The organism is Nocardioides sp. CPCC 206347 (genome assembly GCF_048654605.1).
Lineage (GTDB): Bacteria > Actinomycetota > Actinomycetes > Propionibacteriales > Nocardioidaceae > Nocardioides.
This window is the reverse complement of sequence record NZ_JBMCYZ010000003.1, coordinates 156246-172740: the sequence shown is the minus strand read 5'-3', so window position 1 is coordinate 172740 and position 16495 is coordinate 156246. Positions and strand designations below refer to the sequence as shown.

Below are 16495 nucleotides of genomic sequence, written 5' to 3'. Positions count from 1 at the left end.
CTGCCCGCCGACTCGTCGCGCGGCAGCCACCGTCCGACGACGATGCGGACATGAGGATTCTCAACAGCGTGGACGAGCTCCGAGCGCTCGTGGGCGAACGGCTCGGCACCAGCTCCTGGCACGAGATCACGCAGGAACGGATCCAGGCGTTCGCCGACGCGACCGAGGACTGGGAACGGATCCACGTCGACCCCGAGAGAGCCGCCGCGAGTCCCTTCGGCGTGACGATCGCCCACGGCCTGTTCACGCTCTCGCTGGGCCCGAAGTTCCAGTACGAGATCTTCGAGATGAACGGCCACTCACTCGCGCTCAACTACGGCTACGAGAAGGTCCGCTGGATCACGCCGGTCAAGGTCGGCTCACGCCTGCGGATGACCCAGGACCTGCTCGCGGCCGAGCCGCTCGAGGGCGGCTCGAACTTCCGGACTCGCCAGACCTTCGAGATCGAGGGCCAGGACGGGCCGGCGTGCGTCGCCGAGTCGCTCTTCGCCTACTTCGACTGACCCCCCCGACCCGAGGAGAAACAACGTGCGCGCTGTCGTCGTCGAGACACTGGACGGACCCCGTTCCGCCACCGTCCAGGAGGTACCCGCACCCGAGGGCGCTCATCGTCGCGCGGAGGGACGGCGGCTGTTGGTCGACGTCCACGCCGTCGGGCTCTCCTTCATCGACCCGCTCCAGACCTGGGGCAGGTACCAGGGTGGGGTGGAGGCGCCGTACGTCTGCGGATCGGAGATCTCGGGCCAGGTGGTGGAGGCACCGAAGGACTCATGGGTCAAGGTCGGCGACCGCGTTGCGGGCATCGTCTGGCAGGGCGCGATGGCTGAGCAGGCGCTGGCCATCGACGACTTCCTGATCAGGATCCCGGACTCGATGTCCTACGCCGAGGGCGCCTGCATCTACATGAACTACTCGACCGCCTGGTACGCCCTGGACCGGGCCGGCGCGCAGCCCGGCGAGACCGTGTTGATCACCGGAGCCGCCGGCGGCGTCGGCACCTGCGTCCTCGACCTCGGCGAAGCGTTCGGCGTCTCCACGATCGCGCTGGTCTCCAGCGACGCGAAGGAGAAGGTGGCCCGCGACGCCGGCGCCACCCATGTCGTCCGCTCCGACGGGGACTGGCTCACCCAGGTCCGCGAACTGACCGGCGGGCGCGGCGTGGAGGTCTTCGTCGACATGGTCGGAGGTGACGGCTTCCTCGACACCGTCCGCTCGCTGCGGATCGGCGGCCGGGGCGTCATCGTCGGCTTCGCGGGAGGCAGCATCCCGGAGCTCCGGATGAACCGGCTGCTGCTGCGCAACCTCACCCTGACCGGCATCACCATGGACGTCATGGAGACCGAGCACCCCGGCACCCTGGAGCGAGTACGACGAGGGGTGCAGGAGTTGCTCGACGCGGGCCGACTCACCCCGGCGATCGGTGCGGTCTACCCGTTGGACAGGGCATCGGAGGCGCTGGCCTCGCTCGACGACCGGACCGCCGTGGGCAAGGTCGTCGTCACCGTCCGCTGAGCGGGGCCTGATCAGCTGCGGTCGAGCGCGGCGTGACCTGCCGCGAGCACGGCGTCGAGGTGTCGCTCCGCCACGACGATCTTCGGGTCCGGGTCGTCGCGCTTGCGCTCCCGCTTGTGGATGACGGCGATCGTCGAGGCGACCTTGTAGTGGCAGACGGCCAGGAACCACGCAAGGTCCTGCTCCACCGCTGCGACATCGGCGGTGCCGGCACCGTGTTCGACCCGGGCCGCGGCGTACGCGGCGACCACCTCGGCCCGCGGGGGCATCCCCTCTCCCGCGGCGACATCGGCGGCCGGACGGTCCTCGTGGAAGACGTGTGCCGGGGCCAGGTGCATCAGGAGCCAGGCGAGGTCTGTGCGCGGATCGCCGACCGACCAGATCTCCCAGTCGATGACCGCGGTCAGGCGGGGACCGTCGAAGAGCATGTTCGCCAGGCGGTAGTCGCCGTGCAGGAGGCGGGGAGCGCACCCCTCGGGAATCCGCCGGGACAGCCGGGCGTGGAGCTCCTGGTGGCCAGGAGCGATGTCGGCGTCGACGGTGGCGAACAGCCGGTGCCATCTCCCGAGCTCCTCGTCGACCGGGGCGACGGGCTCCTTTCCCAGGCCCAGGGCGGTCGGCGTCTCGGACTGGAGCCTGCCCAGGGCACGCGCGGCGGCCAGCATCCGTTCGCCGACGACCTCGGCGGTGGGAGGTGCGGCGCCGACGTCGAGCAGCGGCTCGTAGGAGTCACCGCCACACAGCTCCATCGCGAACAGTGGCGGTACCTCGGGCGGCCTCCCGCCGTCCTCGAAGAGCACTTCGGGCACGGGAAAGCCGGGCAGTTCGTCGAGCCGACGCAGGACACGCGCCTGGCGCAGGACGTCCCGGTTGCGCGCCGGCGCGAGGCCCGCCGGCGCGACCTTCAGCACGACGGGCCGCTCGCTTCCGGCACGGACCAGCGTCGAGGCGAAGGTCAGGCTGGACACCCCACCCTCCAGGCGGCGGGCGTCCTCCAGACGTGCATCGGGCCAGGTGCTTCGCGCCACCGCGGAAGCACGCTGGACGAGGGCCTCGAGTTCATTGTCCTGCATCCCACCACTCTGTGACCCACGACGAAACGCGACAACGGATGGTCCGGTCAGCGGTGGAGAGGCCCACATCAACCGGTCCCGCGACGATCGTTCGGTGGTGCTGCAGCGAGTAGAACCGGTCCATGGACAACCACACCCCCAGTCAGTACGACGGCCCCGCCTGGCAGAGCCGTTTCCGGCTGGACGGCAAGGTCGCAGTCGTGACGGGTGCCTCGAGCGGGCTCGGCGTCGCGATCGCCCAGGGCCTCGCCGCCGCCGGAGCGGACGTTGCCATCGGTGCACGCCGCCTGGCGATGCTCGACGAGACCCGGGCGCTGGTCGAAGGCCTGGGCCGCCGCTGCATCGCGGTGGAGACCGACGTGACGCAGGTCGACGAGTGCGACCGCCTCGTCGCTGCGGCGGTCGAGGAGCTCGGTGGCTGTGACGTCCTGGTCAACAACGCCGGCATCGGCGGGGACTACAACGCTGCGACCGACGACCCGCCCGAGCACTTCCGCAGGGTCGTCGACGTCAACCTCTTCGGCTCCTACTGGATGGCCCAGGCGGCCGGCCGGGTGATGCCGCCCGGCAGCTCCGTCGTGAACCTGTCCAGCGTGATGGCCGTGACGACCGCGAAGATGCCGGCCGCCGGCTACAGCTCGGCGAAGGCAGGGGTCCTCGGAATGACCCGCGACCTCGCAGCTCAATGGGGCAGCAAGGGGATCCGGGTCAACGCGATCCTCCCCGGGGTGTTCCTCACCGAGGCGACGGCCCACTACAGCCCCCGCTACCAGCAGAAGATCATCGACGCCCGGGTCCCGGCCGGGCGCCTGGGCGATCCATCCGAGATCGCGAGTACGGCGGTGTTCCTCGCCAGCGATGCCTCGGCGTACATCACCGGTGCCAGCATCCCGGTCGACGGCGGCGTCCTGCTGCTGTGAACCGGGCGTTCAGAGCTCGATGACGACCTTGCCGTGGGCCTCACGGCGGTCGAGGACGCCCAGAGCGTCCACCGCCTGCTCGAACGGCAGCCGGTGGCCGACGTACGGGGTGACACGGCCTTCCGCGGCCGCCGCCTCGAGCCCGGCGACGAGTTCCGGCGCATAGCCGGGGAAGCGCTGCTCCCACGGGTCGAGGGCGACGCCCATCACGCTCAGGTTGCGCAACAGCAGCCGGTTGACCTTGACCTCGGGGATCGCCCCGTCGGCGAAACCGACGACCATCAGCCGTCCGCCGACATCCAGCGCCCTCAGCGAGTCGGTGAAGCGGTCACCGCCCACGGGGTCGACGACCACGTCGACGCCGTGCCCGGTGATCTCCCGGACCCGGTGCGACCAGTCCTCGTCGGTCCGCAGCACCTCGTCCGCACCGCAGACGCGGGCGACCTCTGCCTTCGCGTCCGAGGAGACCACCGCGATGCTCGGCTGGGCCCGACCCCTGAGCAGGTCGAGCATGGCCGTACCCACGCCGCCGGCGGCGCCGTGGACGAGCACCGATTCGCCGTCGGCGAAGCCCGCGCGGCGCAGGGTGAACGATGCCGTCGCGTAGTTGAGGAAGAAGGCCGCACCGGATGCCCAGGGCATCTCGTCCGGGATGCGCACGGTGTAGCGCGGGATCGCCAGCACCCGCTGGGCCGCGGCTCCCCACACGCAGAAGCCCGCCACCCGATCGCCGGGACGGAATCGGGAGTCCGCGGGTGCTTCGAGCACCACGCCGGCGTACTCGCCTCCGGTGACGTACGGCGCCGGGACTCCGTGCTGGTAGGCGCCCCGGCTCTGCAGCAGATCGGGGAACGACACCGCGGCGGCACGGACCTCGACGAGCAGGCGCTCGCCTGCGGCCCACAGGTGTGCGCCCTCCGGCTCCGGCAGGTCGTCGGACACGGCGACGGCGGCCGGGCCGGTGGTCTCCCGGACGACCAGCCCACGCATCAGCGGCGAGCGACCGAGGAGGTGACCGAGCGGGTGTTCAGCTCGTCGCCCCCGTCGACGGTCATCAGCTGACCGGTGACCATGCCGGAGGTCTCGCTGGCGAAGAAGGCCACCCCGTTGGCGATGTCATCGGGTGCGACGAAGCCGTTGGGCAGGCTCGCCAGCCAAGCGTCCTTGACCTCCTCGGGCATGCCGAGAATGCCGGAGGACGCGGTCATGCCGGGCAGCACGCAGTTGGCCGTGACGCCGGTGCGGACGTTCTCGGCAGCAACGGTCTTGACCATCCCGATCAGTCCCGCCTTGGACGTGGCGTAGGAGACCTGTGCGGGCATGCCCTGCGTTCCCGACGTGCTGGAGATGACGACGATCCGGCCGTACCCGCGCTCCCGCATCCCGCGCAGGCACTGCTGGAGCACCCGGAAGGTGCCGGTGAGGTTGATGTCGAGGTCGAGCTGCCACTTGTCGAGCGAGAAGTTGTGCGCCGACCCGAAGAGGGTGGTGATGGCGGCGTTGCCGACGTAGACGTCGATCTCGCCGAAGTCCGGGAGCTCGTCGCGGGCGATGTCGACCTGCCAGGTGCAACCCGGCTCCTTGTCGAGGGTGACGACATCGAAGCCGTCGTCCGTCAGCCGTCGTACGATCGCCTGCCCGATCCCGCCTTCCCGACCTGCTCCGGTCACCAGTGCTCGGCGCCTCCTCATGCGGTGTCCTTCCCTCGTTCTGCCTTGTCCGCGATGACGAGCGACTCCCCGAAGGCCGGGATGGCGGGGTGGCCCTCCAGGCGCAGCACGAGCAGGGCCGTCTGTGTCGAGAGCTGGTCGTTGGCATTGGCGGCAACATCGAGGCCGGTGAGGTCGTGGACCTTGGCGAGGCGCAACCGCACGGTGTTCTCGTGGATGCCGAGCCGTGCTGCCGACTCGCGGACGCTGCGTCCGGTGTCGAAGAAGCACTGCATCGTGCGGAGGAGGTCCGCCTTGCCCGGGCCGCCGTCGAGCAGGGCCCCGACCACGTCCTGGACATAGCGGCGTACGGCAGCGAGGTCCCCGTTGGCCACGAACAGTCGCGCTGGACCGAGGTCGTCGACGGCGATGACCCGTTCGCCCGTCCGGGAGAAGCGGTCGACGCAGAGCACGACCTCTCGCGTCTCGCGATAGGCCCTCTGGAGCGCGGTCGCCCGTGTCACGCCGGAGACCCCGACAATCGCGTTCGGGTCGCCGATACCGGTCATCAGCCGGCGCATTGCCTGCTTGACCTCGTGGACGAACGAGACGTGGGCCAGGTCGCTGGGCGCCTCGATGAGCAGGATCATGCCCTCGCGGCCACGGGTACCGAGGACCTCCACGCCGAGGTCGGCCGACGCCAGGGCGGAGACCTCTTCCTCGTCGCGGGACTCGGCGCCGGGTGCGTCGGCGATGTACACGAGGACGCGGTCCGCGTCGGCCTGGACCCCGAGGTACTCCGCGGCGTCCGTGATGTCGTCGTCGCGGGTGTGGCCGCGGACGAGCTGCCGGGCGAGGGTGGCTCGGGCATTCCACGAGGCCCGCGCGACCCGCCGCTGGACGACGTACTCGCTGGCGAGGTGGAAGCCGGCGCGGCTCAACAGCGCGAGGTCGTCGCGCCCGAGTCGACCGGACACCTCCGCCATGACGAGCCATGCGAAGAGTGAGTCGTCGCGCCGTACGGGCATCAGGAGGTGGCGACGATCGACGCGACGCGCCGGTTGGGCGGCCACCACGAGCGGCTTCCCGGACTCGAGGTCGGCAGGTCCGTGCTGGGCGAGCAGGTGGTCGACGTCCGGAACCCGGAAGTCGGATCCACGCGCACGGCCCGAGCGCGAGACGACGCGATGCTGGGGGTCGATCAGCCAGACCGGGTTCGCGGTGAGATCAGCGACTGCCTGCACGAGGCCGGAGATGCCGCCACCGGAAGCGGCCACGGAGGAGAGGCGCAGCTCGACGCCGTACCGACGGCTGAGCTCCTCGTGCCGATGGCGGAGCTCGTCGGCGGGGATCGCTGCGACGGCGTCGGCCACGATCGTCATGGCTGTCGCCTCACGTCGTGCGCGTGGGCGTGCCGCGAACGATCCCGTCCGGGGCGGTTCGGAGCGGCCATGATTGTCTCCCTCTCGGCGCACGATGCTTGGGGCCCAATGCTCCGAGATTAGAATGGTCTGACCGTTTAAGCAAGAGCGAGGCTGCACCGTCAGCCCTCCAGCATCGCGTCGCGAAAGTTCGAGATCTCCACGTCCGGAGCACCGTGGTCGAGCAACCAGCCCTCGGCTCCACCCCGCTCGCCGAGCCAGTCGAGCAGTGCGTGCATGTGCTCTGCGCGCGGCTCCTGGTCCTCGGCGGTACTGCCGGCCAGCATCGCGGCATACAGCTCCATCCCGACCAGACGGTCGAGAACCGGCCCGACGCTCGGCGCCGAGAGCACGTAGTCGGCGACGATGTCGTCGGCCGGGACGCCCAGCACAGCTAGCAAGAGCGCCGCCACCACGCCCGTCCGGTCCTTCCCGGCCGCGCAGTGGAACAGCACCGCATGACCCTCCGGCGACATCACCCCGCGGACCGCCCCCACCACCGTTTCCGGGCGGTGGACGAGGTACGCCGGGTAGCGCGCGTGCCAGGAGCTCCCGCGCCCGGCGGTCAGCGGCCACCGCTCGCAGATCACCCCGCGCGATTCCCAGTCCACGCGCTCGACGGCGGCCTCGGTCCCCCGACGGAGGTCGATCACGGTGCGCAGCCCGAGCTCCCTGAGCGCCCCGGTGTCGGCGTCCGCGAATGCCGGGTAGTCACTTCGGAAGACCTGCCCTGTCCGGACCCGGAGCCCGGATGCGGTCGCAAGACCGCCGAGGTCGCGCACATTGTGGGAACCGGCGAGGGTGCGCAGTCTCGGGGTCTGCGTGGTGGGCTCAGGCGTCACGGCGCCAGACTCGCGCGCTGCGGGCCGGGCGGCCACGACGCTCCCGGCGGGACATGTGGACTCCGACAGTCAGGGCACCACGAGTACGCCGAAGGGCGGACGTGCGTCATCCCTGGGGGAGTCGCCCCGCGCCATCGAGAAGCGCACCATCGAAATGTGCTCGACGAGCGAGCACCCCGGTCCACCAAGGGGGGATCACGATGACATGGCACACCTCGACGATTGCGCGAGACAAGCTGGAGCAGCTGATCCGTGAGATCAGGAGCCAGGGAGGCACGGTGGCGAGCTGTCGCCGATGCACGCTCGGGCTCCTCGTCACCTGGTTCACGCTCTGATCCCGGCGGGCCACCATGTCACCTCCACGCAGCTACGTTCGCTTTGCCGCCCTGGGCGATTCCGTGACCTATGGGCTGGGTGACCGTGCTTCGGAACGGTCCCGTGGCTGGGCGCGCCTGTTGTGCGAGGCCATCGCCCGCGACCACCACGTCTCCTTCTGCAATCTCGCCCACCCGGGCGCGACGGCCGGCGACGCCCGATCCATGCAGCTCAGCGAGGCACTCGACCACAGTCCACACCTGGCATCCCTGATCATCGGACTCAACGACACGATGCGCTCCACCTGGGACAGCGCAGCCGTCCGTGCGGACCTGCTCCACGCCGCCAGCCGCCTGGCCGAACAGGGGACGCTGCTGCTGACGGTGCGCTTCCACGATCACAGCCGGGTCTTTGGCCTCCCCGGCCGTCTCGCTCGGCCCCTTCGGCAGCGGATCGACGAACTCAACGCCACCTACGACGAGATTCACCGACTCCACGGTGGGTTGCAGGTCGACCTGGCCAGCCATCCCGGCGTCTATGACCGCGAGTTCTGGTCGATCGACCGACTGCACCCTTCCGAGCTCGGGCACCGGGCCCTGGCCCACGAATTCTCCGCCCTGCTCAGCCAACACGGGCTGGCATTCGATCCACCAGCCCTGGATCTTGACGGGGATCCCACCACGCGTCTGGGTGAACTACGCACGCTCGCGGTCGAGGCAGCGCCCTGGGTGGCCAGGCGCGTTCGCGACCTCGCCCCCTCACTCGGTCGAAAGGCCCTGCAGGCGGCTCTTCGCCGGCCGCACTCCTCGCGTGGCAAGGTCATGAAAGGCGACCTCGTTCAGGTCGTGCGCGGTGGCCACCCGTGATCAAGCACCGCAGGACCGTCGCCAAGACCGACCTGGATGCCTGCTCGGACGGACATGCCCGCACCTACGCCACCACCGGGGTTGAGCAGAAGGACCACGAAGGTCTCGACCCCGAGCAAGCAGCCGAACTTGCGGCCTGGTGGCTACAGGCATTCGAGGCACCCAACGGGACTGCCCGCCTCGGCTGACGCCCAGGCTTACGCCGAAGGGCGGACGTGCGTCATCCCCAGAACGCGTCCTCGGCGGCGCCGTCCTCGGAGAACAGGTGCACCTCGATGATCCTGCCGTCACGGACGGTCAGCAGGTCCACTCCGGCCATGTCCATCGACGCTCCCTCGCGACGGCCGGAGAAGCGCACGGGCACCGCGACCAGCTCGCCGTTGACCATGGCCGGGCCCGTCACCGCGAGCTGGAAGCTCCCCTGGCTGACCTCCATCATCCCGCCCAGCAATGCCCCGACGGCCTCGAGGCCCAGGTGGTCGCCGGAGAACCGGTTGGCGCCCGGCTGGTGCCAGATCACTGCCTCGTCGAACTGCGCCAGGGCAGTCGGCACGTCACCGCGGCCCAGTGCGTCGAAGTAGGTGGCCGCCACGACAGCGGGGGTCTGCTCGGACATCTCTGATCTCCTCAGGTTTACGAGTGGAGATCCAATGGTTACATTCGGTAACCTGTCACCTCAACGTAACCAATGGCTCCCGACCGAAGGTATTTCGATGACCAACCCAGCATGGGACGTGCTGGTCGCGACCTGCCCCTCACGGACCTCCCTGGCGAAGATCGCGAACAAGTGGACCGCCATGATCGTGATCGCGCTCAACGACGGGCCGCTCCGGTTCGGCGCGCTCCGCGAGACCGTCGACGGCATCAGCGGCAAGGTCCTCACCGAGACCCTGCGCGACCTCGAGCGCGACGGGATCCTCACCCGCACCATGTACAACGAGATGCCACCACGCGTGGAGTACGAGCTCACCGCCCTCGGTCAGACCCTGCAGGGTCCCCTCGCTGCGCTCGGGCGCTGGGCCGAGGAACACATCGAGCTGGTCCTGCGCGCCCGCGAGGACTACGACCAGCGCCCGGATCGATCATGAACCGGAGAGCTGGGGGTACAGCTGCTCGAGCGGTCCCGCCAGCGCCTGCTTGACCTGCCGGGAGACGTCGTCGGCGAGCACCTCGTGGGCGCCGGCCAGCAGGCCGTCGTACGCCTGGGCGACGACGTCGGCCGGATCGTTCTTCTCGACGTCGAGACCCGCCGTCATCGGGGTGTCGGTGTAGCCCAGGTGCAGGGCCGTGACGAGCGTCCCGTTCGCGGCCAGCTGGAGGCGCTGCGTGTTCGTCGCCGACCAGAGCGCCGCCTTGGTGGCGCTGTAGCCGTCGCCGATGCCGATCCACGACAGCACGGACAGCACGTTGAGCAGCGCTCCGCCGCCGTTGGCGGCCAAGGTGGGAGCGAAGGCGTCCGCGACCGCCAGGGGAGCGAAGAAGTTGACCTCGAAGAGGTCGCGCAGCGCGTCCGGCGACCCGAGCACGGAGGCTCCGTTCGACGCCCCGGCGTTGTTGACGACGAGTGTCACGTCCGGCGCGGCATCGACCGCGGCGGCCACGGACGCGGGGTCCGTGACGTCGAGGGCGAGCGGTACGACGCGCTCGTCCGCCCAGTCCTTCGGGTTGCGGGCGCTCGCATAGACCTTCGTCGCGCCGCGGGCGAGGGCCTGGTGCACGAACTCGGTGCCCAGTCCCCCGTTCGCGCCGGTGACCAGGACGACGTCGGTGATCGGCATGTCAGATCCTCTCGATGATGGTGGCGTTGGCGAGACCGCCGGCCTCGCACATGACCTGCAGGCCGAAGCGGCCCTCGCGCTGCTCGAGCACGTTGAGCAGGGTGGTGGTCAGGCGTGCGCCGGAGCCGCCGAGCGGGTGCCCGATCGCGATTGCGCCGCCGTTGACGTTGACCTTGTCGAGGCTGGCGCCGGTCTCGGCCTGCCAGGCGAGCACGACCGAGGAGAACGCCTCGTTGACCTCGAAGGCGTCGATGTCGTCGATGGTCAGGCCGGCTCGCTCGAGCACCTTGCGGGTGGCGGGGATGATGCCGGTCAGCATGAAGAGCGGGTCGTCGCCGGCCACGGCGAACGAGTGGACCCGCGCCCGGGGCGTGAGCCCCAGCCGCGCCGCGGCCTCCTCCGAGGTGACCAGGAGGGCGGCCGCGCCGTCGTTGACCGGCGAGCTGTTGCCGGCCGTGACCTTCCAGTCGATCTCGGGGAAGCGCTCGGTCCACACGTCGTCGGCGAACGCGAGGCGAAGGCCCGCCAGGCCCTCGGTGGTCGTGGACGAGCGGATCGTCTCGTCGATCGCGAGGTCATTGACGCGTGCGATCTCGCCGTCGAACAGGCCGTCCTTCCATGCCCGGGTGGCCCGGTCGTGGGAGAGCGCAGCGAACTCGTCGAGCTGGGTGCGCGAGAAGCCCCAGCGCGCCGCGATCCGCTCGGCCGCGATGCCCTGCGGGATCAGCGAAGGCGCGTAGCGGGCCGCCACCGCCGGGCCGGCGAAGTCCGCCCCGAGGGTCTGCGAGCCGATCGGGACGCGCGACATGGACTCCGCACCGGAGGCGACGGCGACGTCGTACGCACCGGCGATGACGCCCTGGGCGGCGAAGTGCAGGGCCTGCTGGCTCGAGCCGCACTGGCGGTCGACGGTCACGCCGGGCACCGACTCGGGGTAGCCAGCCGCCAGCAGTGCCCACCGCGCGGTGTTGCCCGACTGCTCGCCGACCTGGCCGACGGCACCACTGATGACGTCGTCGACGACGACGGGGTCGATGCCGGTGCGCTCCACGAGGGCGCGCAGCGGGACGGCATGCAGGTCGACGGGGTGGATGTCGGCGTAGGCGCCACCGGGCTTGCCCTTGGCAACCGGGGTGCGGACGGCGTCGACGATGACGGCTGACGACATGGTGGATCCCTTCGTTGGGCGACTGGTGCCCCCACCGTAGGCCAGTCAGTTGGTTTTTCCAACTAACTTGGTTGTGACTTCCAACCCACTTAGACTGGCGGCATGTCCACCGACGTACGCCCCTGCTCGATCGCCCGCACCCTCGAGCTCGTGGGCGAGAAGTGGACCCTGCTGGCCGTACGCGAGATGGTCCTCGGCAACCACCGCTTCGACGAGTTCGTCCGCTACACCGGAGCGCCGCGCGACATCCTGACCAACCGGCTGCGCAAGCTCGAGGACGCTGGCCTCGTGCACCGGACCCAGTACCAGGACCGACCGCCGCGGTTCGAGTACCACCTCACCGGGGCCGGCGAGGCCTTGCGTCCGATCATCGCCACGCTGCGCGAGTGGGGGGACCAGTACGTCGCGCCCCCGGGCGGGCCGCCCATGGTGTTCACGCACACCTGCGGCGAGACCTTCCACGCTGCCGTGGCTTGCCGGGCCTGCGGCGAGATCACGCAACCCGGCTCGGTCACCCTGGTCACCGACGCCAGCTGATCAGGTCATGCAGGCAGAAAGCCCACGCCGAATGACGTGGGCTTTCGCGGTGAGTCGATCTGCGCCGGTAGCGATTCGAACCCAGACCTGCTGATCCGTAGTGCGAATCAGAAGGACTTCGAGGTGTCTGGCGCCGACTCGACGCCCTCCGTGCGGTCCTCGGCGAGCAGGCCGGCGAGCCGGCCGACGTGGTCCACCCGGTCGGCCGGCGTCGCGGCCATCGGGTTGACCAACAGGGTCCGCACACCGGCCTCGCGGAACTCCGCGAGCTGGCGGCGCAGCGAGTCCTCGTCACCCATCAGCGTCACCGCCTCCACCAGGTCCTGGGGTACGACGGCTGCCGCCTCGGCCTTCCTGCCCGACAGGTAGAGGTCCTGGATGTCCCTGGCCTCGGCCTCGTAGCCGTAGCGGCAGGCGAGCTGGTTGTAGAAGTTCTTGTCCCGCGCACCCATGCCACCGATGTACAGCGCCAGCTGGTTGCGCACCGTGGCCGTGATCTCGGGCGTCGGCTCGCCGACGTGGAAGCTGACCTGGAGCTGGATGTCGAGCTCGCCGAGCGCGGGATCGCGCTTCGCGAAACCGGCCGCCAGGGACTCGCCCCACGCCTGCTGCGCCTTGAGCGGGTGGAAGAACAACGGCTGCCAGCCCTGGGAGATCTCCGCGACCAGCTCGACGTTCTTCAAGCCCAGTGCGGCAATCGAGACCGGGATGTCGGCCCGCAGCGGGTGGTTGATGAGCTTGAGCGGCTTGCCCAGGCCCGAACCACCGTGCTCCTTGGTGAGCGGCATCCGGTAGTACTTGCCGTCGTGGTCGAGCGGTTCGCGTCGCCAGACCTTGCGGCAGATCTCGACCGCCTCGCGCGTGCGACCCAACGGGGCGTCGTACTTGATGCCGTGGAAGCCCTCCACGACCTGGGGGCCACTGGCGCCGAGGCCGAGCGTGAACCGGCCACCCGACACGAAGTCGAGGCCGGCCGCGGTCATCGCGGTCAGGGCGGGGGTCCGGGAGTAGACCTGCAGGATGGCTGACATCAGCTCGACCTTCTCGGTCTTCGCCGCGACGAAGCCCAGCTGACTGACGGCGTCGAAGGAGTAGGCCTCCGGGATCGCCACCATCTCGAGGCCGACCTGCTCGTACGCCTGGATCAGTTCGACGCTCTCGTCGAATCCTCCGGCGTAGTCGATGATCATGCCCAGCTTCATCGGCCGGCCTCCTTCGGGTAGCGGCCGGCGATGTCGCGGCCGATGATCTCCTTCATGATCTGGCTGGTGCCGCCGTAGATCGTCTGCACCCGGCAGTCACGGAAGGCTCGGCCGATGGGGTACTCGTTCATGTATCCGTAGCCCCCGAACAGCTGCAGGCAGCGCGACGTCACCCGGACCTGCATCTCGGTCGCCCACAGCTTCGCCTTCGACGCCTCGGCCGCGGTGAGCGTGTGGTCATTCAGCGCCAGCGCGGCGTTCTGGATGTAGGCACGGGTCATCTCGACCTCGGTCTCGATCTCGGCCAGCTCGAACCGGGTGGCCTGCAGGTCACCGATCCGCTTGCCGAACGCCTCGCGCTCGAAGACGTAGTCCTCGGTCCACGCCAACGCCGCCTCGGCGCCGGCGAGCGCCTGCGCCGCCAGCGAGAGCCGCTCCTTGGGCAGGCGCTGCATCAGGTAGATCAGGCCCTCACCGATCTCGCCCAGCACGTTCTCCGGAGCGACGCGCACGTCCTCGAACACCAGCTCCGCGGTGTCCTGACCGGCGAGGCCGACCTTGTCGAGCTTGCGTCCCCGGGAGAAGCCCGGGTCGTCGCGCTCGACGACGAAGAGGCTGTAGCCGCGGGAGCCGGCGTCGGGGTCGGTCCTCGCGAAGACGATGACCAGGTCGGCGTTGATGCCGTTGGTGATGAACGTCTTCTGTCCGTTGAGCACCCAGCTGTCGCCGTCGCGCACCGCGGTGGCACGAATGCCCTGCAGGTCGCTGCCCGCGCCCGGCTCGGTCATCGCGATCGCGAGCACCTTCTCGCCCGACACCGCACCGGGCAGCCAGCGCTGCTTCTGCTCCTCGGTGCACAGGTCGAGCAGGTAGGGCAGCACGATGTCGTCCTGCAGCCGCAGCCCCAGGCAGTACGACGTCGCGCCGATCGCCGCGAGCTCCTCGGCCACCACCATCGGGTACCGGAAGTCGGGCTCGCCGCCGCCACCGAACTCCTCAGGCACGGCGAGACCGATGATGCCGTTGGCACCCGCGGCCGTCCACGCGTTGCGCGGGACGAGGCGCTCCTCCTCCCACTCGAGGTGGAAGGGCTCGACCTCGCGACGGATGAACTCACGGACGGAGGCCCGGTAGGCCTCGTGGTCCTCGGTGTAGAAACCGCCACGCGCGTTGAGCGAGACCGGCTTGCTCATCGCGGAGCCATCCGGATCGCGCCGTCGAGACGGATGGTCTCGCCGTTGAGCATCGGGTTCTCGACCACATGGGCGGCCAGGGCGCCGTACTCCTTGGGGTCGCCGAGACGCGAGGGGTGCGGGACCTGCTGGCCGAGGCTCTTGCGGGCGTCCTCGGGCAGCGAGGCGAGCAGCGGGGTGTCGAACAGGCCCGGCGCGATGGTGACGACGCGGATGCCGATGGTCGACAGGTCGCGCGCGATCGGGAGGGTCATGCCGACCACGCCACCCTTCGAGGCTGCGTACGCCGCCTGGCCGATCTGGCCGTCGAAGGCCGCCACCGAGGCGGTGTTGATGATGACCCCGCGCTCCTCACCCTGCAGCTCGAGGCCGGCGATGTGCGCGGCGGCGAGGCGGATGACGTTGAAGCTGCCGATCAGGTTGATCTCGATGATCCGCTGGAACTTGTCGTACGGGTAGGGGGTGTTGCCCTTGCCGACGGTCTTGATCGCATCGCCCGTGCCGGCGCAGTTCACGACGACGCGCAGCTCCCCGAGCTCGGAGGCGGCGGCGATCGCGGCCAACACGTCGTCCTCGCTGCGCACGTCGCCGGGAACGAAACGGACGGCGTCGCCGAGCTCCTTCGCAGCGACCTCGCCCGGACCACCCGGGAGGTCGAGGATGACGGCCTTGCCGCCCTTGGCGAGCAGGGCCTCGACGGTGGCGCGGCCCAGGCCGGAGGCGCCGCCGGTGACGAGGGCGACGGTGTTGTTGATCTGCATTGTTCTCTCTTTCGGTGGTTGAGGTGCGAGCGCAGCGAGCCTCGAAACCCTCAGACTCGTTCGATGATGGTGGCGTTGGCCATGCCTTGGGCCTCGCACATGGTCTGGATGCCGTAGCGTCCGCCGGTGGCCTCGAGGTGGTTGACGAGCGTGGCGAGCAGGCGGGTGCCCGAGGAGCCGAGGGCGTGGCCCAGGGCGATCGCACCACCGCGGGGGTTGAGCTTCGCGGGGTCGGCACCCAGGTCGTGCGCCCAGGCGAGCGGGACGGACGCGAAGGCCTCGTTGACCTCGTAGGCGTCGATGTCGTCGATGCCCAGGCCTGCCTTGGCGAGCGCCTTCTGCGTCGCGGGGATCGGACCGGTCAGCATCATCAGCGGGTCCGAGCCGACGACGGCGTACGACACGAAGCGGGCCCGCGGGGTGAGGCCGAGCTTGCTCGCCATCTCCTCGCTCATGATCAGCGCCGCCGAGGCACCGTCGGTGAAGGGCGAGGAGTTGCCGGGGTGGATCGACCACTCGACGTCGGGGAAGCGGGCGGCGTACTCGTCGGTCCGGAAAGCCGAGTTGAGCCCACCGAGGCCCTCGGCCGTGGTGCTCGCCCGAACCGTCTCATCGACCGTGTGAACGACGGCATTGCCCTCGGCATCGGTCACGGTGATCGGGACGATCTCCTTGTCGAAGAAGCCCGAGGCGATGGCCTGGGCGGCACGCCGGTGCGACTCGGCGGAGTACTCGTCGAGGGTTGCGCGGTCGAACTTCCAGTCACGGGCCACGAGCTCGGCGGACACACCCTGATTGACCAGCCCCTCGGGGTAGCGCGCGTGCAGCTCGGGGCCGAAGGTGTCCTTGCCCTGCGTGGTGCTGCCCATCGGCACGCGGCTCATCGACTCGACACCGGCGGCGATCACGATGTCGTAGGCGCCCGCGGCCACGCCCTGGGCAGCGAAGTGGACCGCCTGCTGGCTGGAGCCGCACGCCCGGTCGATGGTCGTCGCGGGGACGGACTCGGGGAAGCCGGCGCCGAGGACGGCGGTACGGCCGATGTTGAGCGCCTGCTCGCCGCCCTGCATCACGCAACCGGTGATCACGTCGTCCACGAGCACCGGGTCCAGGCCGTTGCGCTCGACGATCGACTTCAGGACGTGGACCAGCAGCGACGTCGGATGGGTGCCGGACAGGGCGCCACCCATCTTGCCCTTGCCGGACGCGAGACGGACGACGTCGACGATGACGGGAGTGGGCACCGCGCACCTCCAGG

Annotated in this window: 20 protein-coding genes; 8 read left to right on the top strand and 12 right to left on the bottom strand. The window is 69.9% G+C overall.

Annotated features, from left to right (window positions below):
* Positions 1-50 precede the first annotated feature (50 nt).
* On the top strand, positions 51-503 hold the full coding sequence (locus ACOACQ_RS12465) for a MaoC family dehydratase (protein WP_378607155.1): 453 nt from the start codon (positions 51-53) through the stop codon (positions 501-503).
* A gap of 25 nt (positions 504-528) precedes the next feature.
* Positions 529-1512: an NADPH:quinone oxidoreductase family protein gene (locus ACOACQ_RS12460; protein WP_420288388.1), complete on the top strand. Its 984-nt coding sequence runs from the start codon at positions 529-531 to the stop codon at positions 1510-1512.
* Between the two features lie 11 nt (positions 1513-1523).
* Here the strand turns inward: ACOACQ_RS12460 and ACOACQ_RS12455 are convergent, their stop codons facing one another.
* Entirely contained in the window at positions 1524-2585 is a 1062-nt protein-coding gene (locus tag ACOACQ_RS12455; protein WP_420288387.1) for a phosphotransferase family protein, read from the bottom strand.
* Between the two features lie 122 nt (positions 2586-2707).
* Here ACOACQ_RS12455 and ACOACQ_RS12450 point away from each other — a divergent pair, with 122 nt between their 5' ends.
* On the top strand, positions 2708-3505 hold the full coding sequence (locus ACOACQ_RS12450) for an SDR family NAD(P)-dependent oxidoreductase (RefSeq protein ID WP_378607146.1): 798 nt from the start codon (positions 2708-2710) through the stop codon (positions 3503-3505).
* Positions 3506-3514: 9 nt separating this feature from the next.
* Here the strand turns inward: ACOACQ_RS12450 and ACOACQ_RS12445 are convergent, their stop codons facing one another.
* From ACOACQ_RS12445 to ACOACQ_RS12430, 4 genes are all read right to left on the bottom strand, one after another.
* The gene (locus ACOACQ_RS12445) at positions 3515-4495 is read right to left on the bottom strand and encodes an NADPH:quinone oxidoreductase family protein (protein ID WP_420288386.1); all 981 of its coding nucleotides are present in this window, start codon (positions 4493-4495) and stop codon (positions 3515-3517) included.
* Complete coding sequence (locus ACOACQ_RS12440) at positions 4495-5196, bottom strand: SDR family oxidoreductase (RefSeq protein ID WP_378607137.1); 702 nt, start codon at positions 5194-5196, stop codon at positions 4495-4497. The genes ACOACQ_RS12445 and ACOACQ_RS12440 overlap by 1 nt, the downstream gene beginning before the upstream one ends.
* Positions 5193-6536, bottom strand: a complete 1344-nt coding sequence (locus ACOACQ_RS12435; RefSeq protein WP_378607134.1) for a PucR family transcriptional regulator — start codon at positions 6534-6536, stop codon at positions 5193-5195. Before ACOACQ_RS12435 ends, ACOACQ_RS12440 begins: the two co-directional genes overlap by 4 nt.
* Positions 6537-6697: 161 nt before the next feature.
* Positions 6698-7417, bottom strand: coding sequence for a tyrosine-protein phosphatase (locus ACOACQ_RS12430; RefSeq protein ID WP_420288385.1), 720 nt, complete (start codon positions 7415-7417; stop codon positions 6698-6700).
* 200 nt (positions 7418-7617) lie between these two features.
* On the opposite strand from ACOACQ_RS12430, the gene ACOACQ_RS12425 reads away from it, so the two are divergent.
* The 3 genes from ACOACQ_RS12425 to ACOACQ_RS12415 are packed head-to-tail and all read left to right on the top strand — an operon-like array spanning position 7618 to position 8786.
* Positions 7618-7752 carry a hypothetical protein gene (locus ACOACQ_RS12425; RefSeq protein ID WP_420288384.1) on the top strand — a complete coding sequence of 45 codons (135 nt, stop codon included), beginning with the start codon at positions 7618-7620 and terminating at the stop codon, positions 7750-7752.
* Positions 7753-7767: 15 nt separating this feature from the next.
* Positions 7768-8598, top strand: coding sequence for an SGNH/GDSL hydrolase family protein (locus ACOACQ_RS12420; RefSeq protein WP_420288383.1), 831 nt, complete (start codon positions 7768-7770; stop codon positions 8596-8598).
* On the top strand, positions 8595-8786 hold the full coding sequence (locus tag ACOACQ_RS12415) for a hypothetical protein (RefSeq protein ID WP_378607124.1): 192 nt from the start codon (positions 8595-8597) through the stop codon (positions 8784-8786). The genes ACOACQ_RS12420 and ACOACQ_RS12415 overlap by 4 nt, the downstream gene beginning before the upstream one ends.
* Positions 8787-8818: 32 nt before the next feature.
* Here the strand turns inward: ACOACQ_RS12415 and ACOACQ_RS12410 are convergent, their stop codons facing one another.
* On the bottom strand, positions 8819-9214 hold the full coding sequence (locus ACOACQ_RS12410; RefSeq protein WP_420288382.1) for a nuclear transport factor 2 family protein: 396 nt from the start codon (positions 9212-9214) through the stop codon (positions 8819-8821).
* A 97-nt stretch (positions 9215-9311) separates the two neighbouring features.
* Between ACOACQ_RS12410 and ACOACQ_RS12405 the strand changes: the two genes are divergently transcribed.
* Positions 9312-9686 carry a winged helix-turn-helix transcriptional regulator gene (locus ACOACQ_RS12405; RefSeq protein ID WP_420288381.1) on the top strand — a complete coding sequence of 125 codons (375 nt, stop codon included), beginning with the start codon at positions 9312-9314 and terminating at the stop codon, positions 9684-9686.
* Here the strand turns inward: ACOACQ_RS12405 and ACOACQ_RS12400 are convergent.
* Positions 9681-10376, bottom strand: coding sequence for an SDR family oxidoreductase (locus ACOACQ_RS12400; protein ID WP_420288380.1), 696 nt, complete (start codon positions 10374-10376; stop codon positions 9681-9683). The genes ACOACQ_RS12405 and ACOACQ_RS12400 overlap by 6 nt on opposite strands.
* A 1-nt stretch (position 10377) precedes the next feature.
* Positions 10378-11544 carry a thiolase family protein gene (locus ACOACQ_RS12395; RefSeq protein ID WP_378607112.1) on the bottom strand — a complete coding sequence of 389 codons (1167 nt, stop codon included), beginning with the start codon at positions 11542-11544 and terminating at the stop codon, positions 10378-10380.
* A 102-nt stretch (positions 11545-11646) separates the two neighbouring features.
* Here ACOACQ_RS12395 and ACOACQ_RS12390 point away from each other — a divergent pair, with 102 nt between their 5' ends.
* Complete coding sequence (locus ACOACQ_RS12390) at positions 11647-12081, top strand: winged helix-turn-helix transcriptional regulator (RefSeq protein ID WP_378607109.1); 435 nt, start codon at positions 11647-11649, stop codon at positions 12079-12081.
* Between the two features lie 107 nt (positions 12082-12188).
* On the opposite strand, the gene ACOACQ_RS12385 is transcribed toward ACOACQ_RS12390, so the two are convergent.
* The 4 genes from ACOACQ_RS12385 to ACOACQ_RS12370 are packed head-to-tail and all read right to left on the bottom strand — an operon-like array spanning position 12189 to position 16481.
* Positions 12189-13283 carry an LLM class F420-dependent oxidoreductase gene (locus tag ACOACQ_RS12385; RefSeq protein WP_420288379.1) on the bottom strand — a complete coding sequence of 365 codons (1095 nt, stop codon included), beginning with the start codon at positions 13281-13283 and terminating at the stop codon, positions 12189-12191.
* On the bottom strand, positions 13280-14476 hold the full coding sequence (locus ACOACQ_RS12380; RefSeq protein ID WP_420288378.1) for an acyl-CoA dehydrogenase family protein: 1197 nt from the start codon (positions 14474-14476) through the stop codon (positions 13280-13282). The genes ACOACQ_RS12385 and ACOACQ_RS12380 overlap by 4 nt, the downstream gene beginning before the upstream one ends.
* Positions 14473-15237 (bottom strand): 3-hydroxyacyl-CoA dehydrogenase, encoded by a 765-nt coding sequence (locus ACOACQ_RS12375; protein ID WP_420288377.1) that lies wholly within the window; start codon positions 15235-15237, stop codon positions 14473-14475. The genes ACOACQ_RS12380 and ACOACQ_RS12375 overlap by 4 nt, the downstream gene beginning before the upstream one ends.
* Positions 15238-15287: 50 nt before the next feature.
* Positions 15288-16481, bottom strand: a complete 1194-nt coding sequence (locus tag ACOACQ_RS12370) for a thiolase family protein (RefSeq protein ID WP_420288376.1) — start codon at positions 16479-16481, stop codon at positions 15288-15290.
* Between the last annotated feature and the right edge of the window lie 14 nt (positions 16482-16495).

Excerpts from the sequence above, each read along its gene's own strand:
- ACOACQ_RS12465 (WP_378607155.1), top strand. The coding sequence starts at position 51 with ATGAGGATTCTCAACAGCGTGGACGAGCTCCGAGCGCTCGTGGGCGAA.
- ACOACQ_RS12455 (WP_420288387.1), bottom strand. The coding sequence starts at position 2,585 with ATGCAGGACAATGAACTCGAGGCCCTCGTCCAGCGTGCTTCCGCGGTG.
- ACOACQ_RS12450 (WP_378607146.1), top strand. The coding sequence starts at position 2,708 with ATGGACAACCACACCCCCAGTCAGTACGACGGCCCCGCCTGGCAGAGC.
- ACOACQ_RS12445 (WP_420288386.1), bottom strand. The coding sequence starts at position 4,495 with ATGCGTGGGCTGGTCGTCCGGGAGACCACCGGCCCGGCCGCCGTCGCC.
- ACOACQ_RS12440 (WP_378607137.1), bottom strand. The coding sequence starts at position 5,196 with ATGAGGAGGCGCCGAGCACTGGTGACCGGAGCAGGTCGGGAAGGCGGG.
- ACOACQ_RS12435 (WP_378607134.1), bottom strand. The coding sequence starts at position 6,536 with ATGACGATCGTGGCCGACGCCGTCGCAGCGATCCCCGCCGACGAGCTC.
- ACOACQ_RS12425 (WP_420288384.1), top strand. The coding sequence starts at position 7,618 with ATGACATGGCACACCTCGACGATTGCGCGAGACAAGCTGGAGCAGCTG.
- ACOACQ_RS12420 (WP_420288383.1), top strand. The coding sequence starts at position 7,768 with ATGTCACCTCCACGCAGCTACGTTCGCTTTGCCGCCCTGGGCGATTCC.
- ACOACQ_RS12410 (WP_420288382.1), bottom strand. The coding sequence starts at position 9,214 with ATGTCCGAGCAGACCCCCGCTGTCGTGGCGGCCACCTACTTCGACGCA.
- ACOACQ_RS12405 (WP_420288381.1), top strand. The coding sequence starts at position 9,312 with ATGACCAACCCAGCATGGGACGTGCTGGTCGCGACCTGCCCCTCACGG.
- ACOACQ_RS12400 (WP_420288380.1), bottom strand. The coding sequence starts at position 10,376 with ATGCCGATCACCGACGTCGTCCTGGTCACCGGCGCGAACGGGGGACTG.
- ACOACQ_RS12395 (WP_378607112.1), bottom strand. The coding sequence starts at position 11,544 with ATGTCGTCAGCCGTCATCGTCGACGCCGTCCGCACCCCGGTTGCCAAG.
- ACOACQ_RS12390 (WP_378607109.1), top strand. The coding sequence starts at position 11,647 with ATGTCCACCGACGTACGCCCCTGCTCGATCGCCCGCACCCTCGAGCTC.
- ACOACQ_RS12385 (WP_420288379.1), bottom strand. The coding sequence starts at position 13,283 with ATGAAGCTGGGCATGATCATCGACTACGCCGGAGGATTCGACGAGAGC.
- ACOACQ_RS12380 (WP_420288378.1), bottom strand. The coding sequence starts at position 14,476 with ATGAGCAAGCCGGTCTCGCTCAACGCGCGTGGCGGTTTCTACACCGAG.
- ACOACQ_RS12375 (WP_420288377.1), bottom strand. The coding sequence starts at position 15,237 with ATGCAGATCAACAACACCGTCGCCCTCGTCACCGGCGGCGCCTCCGGC.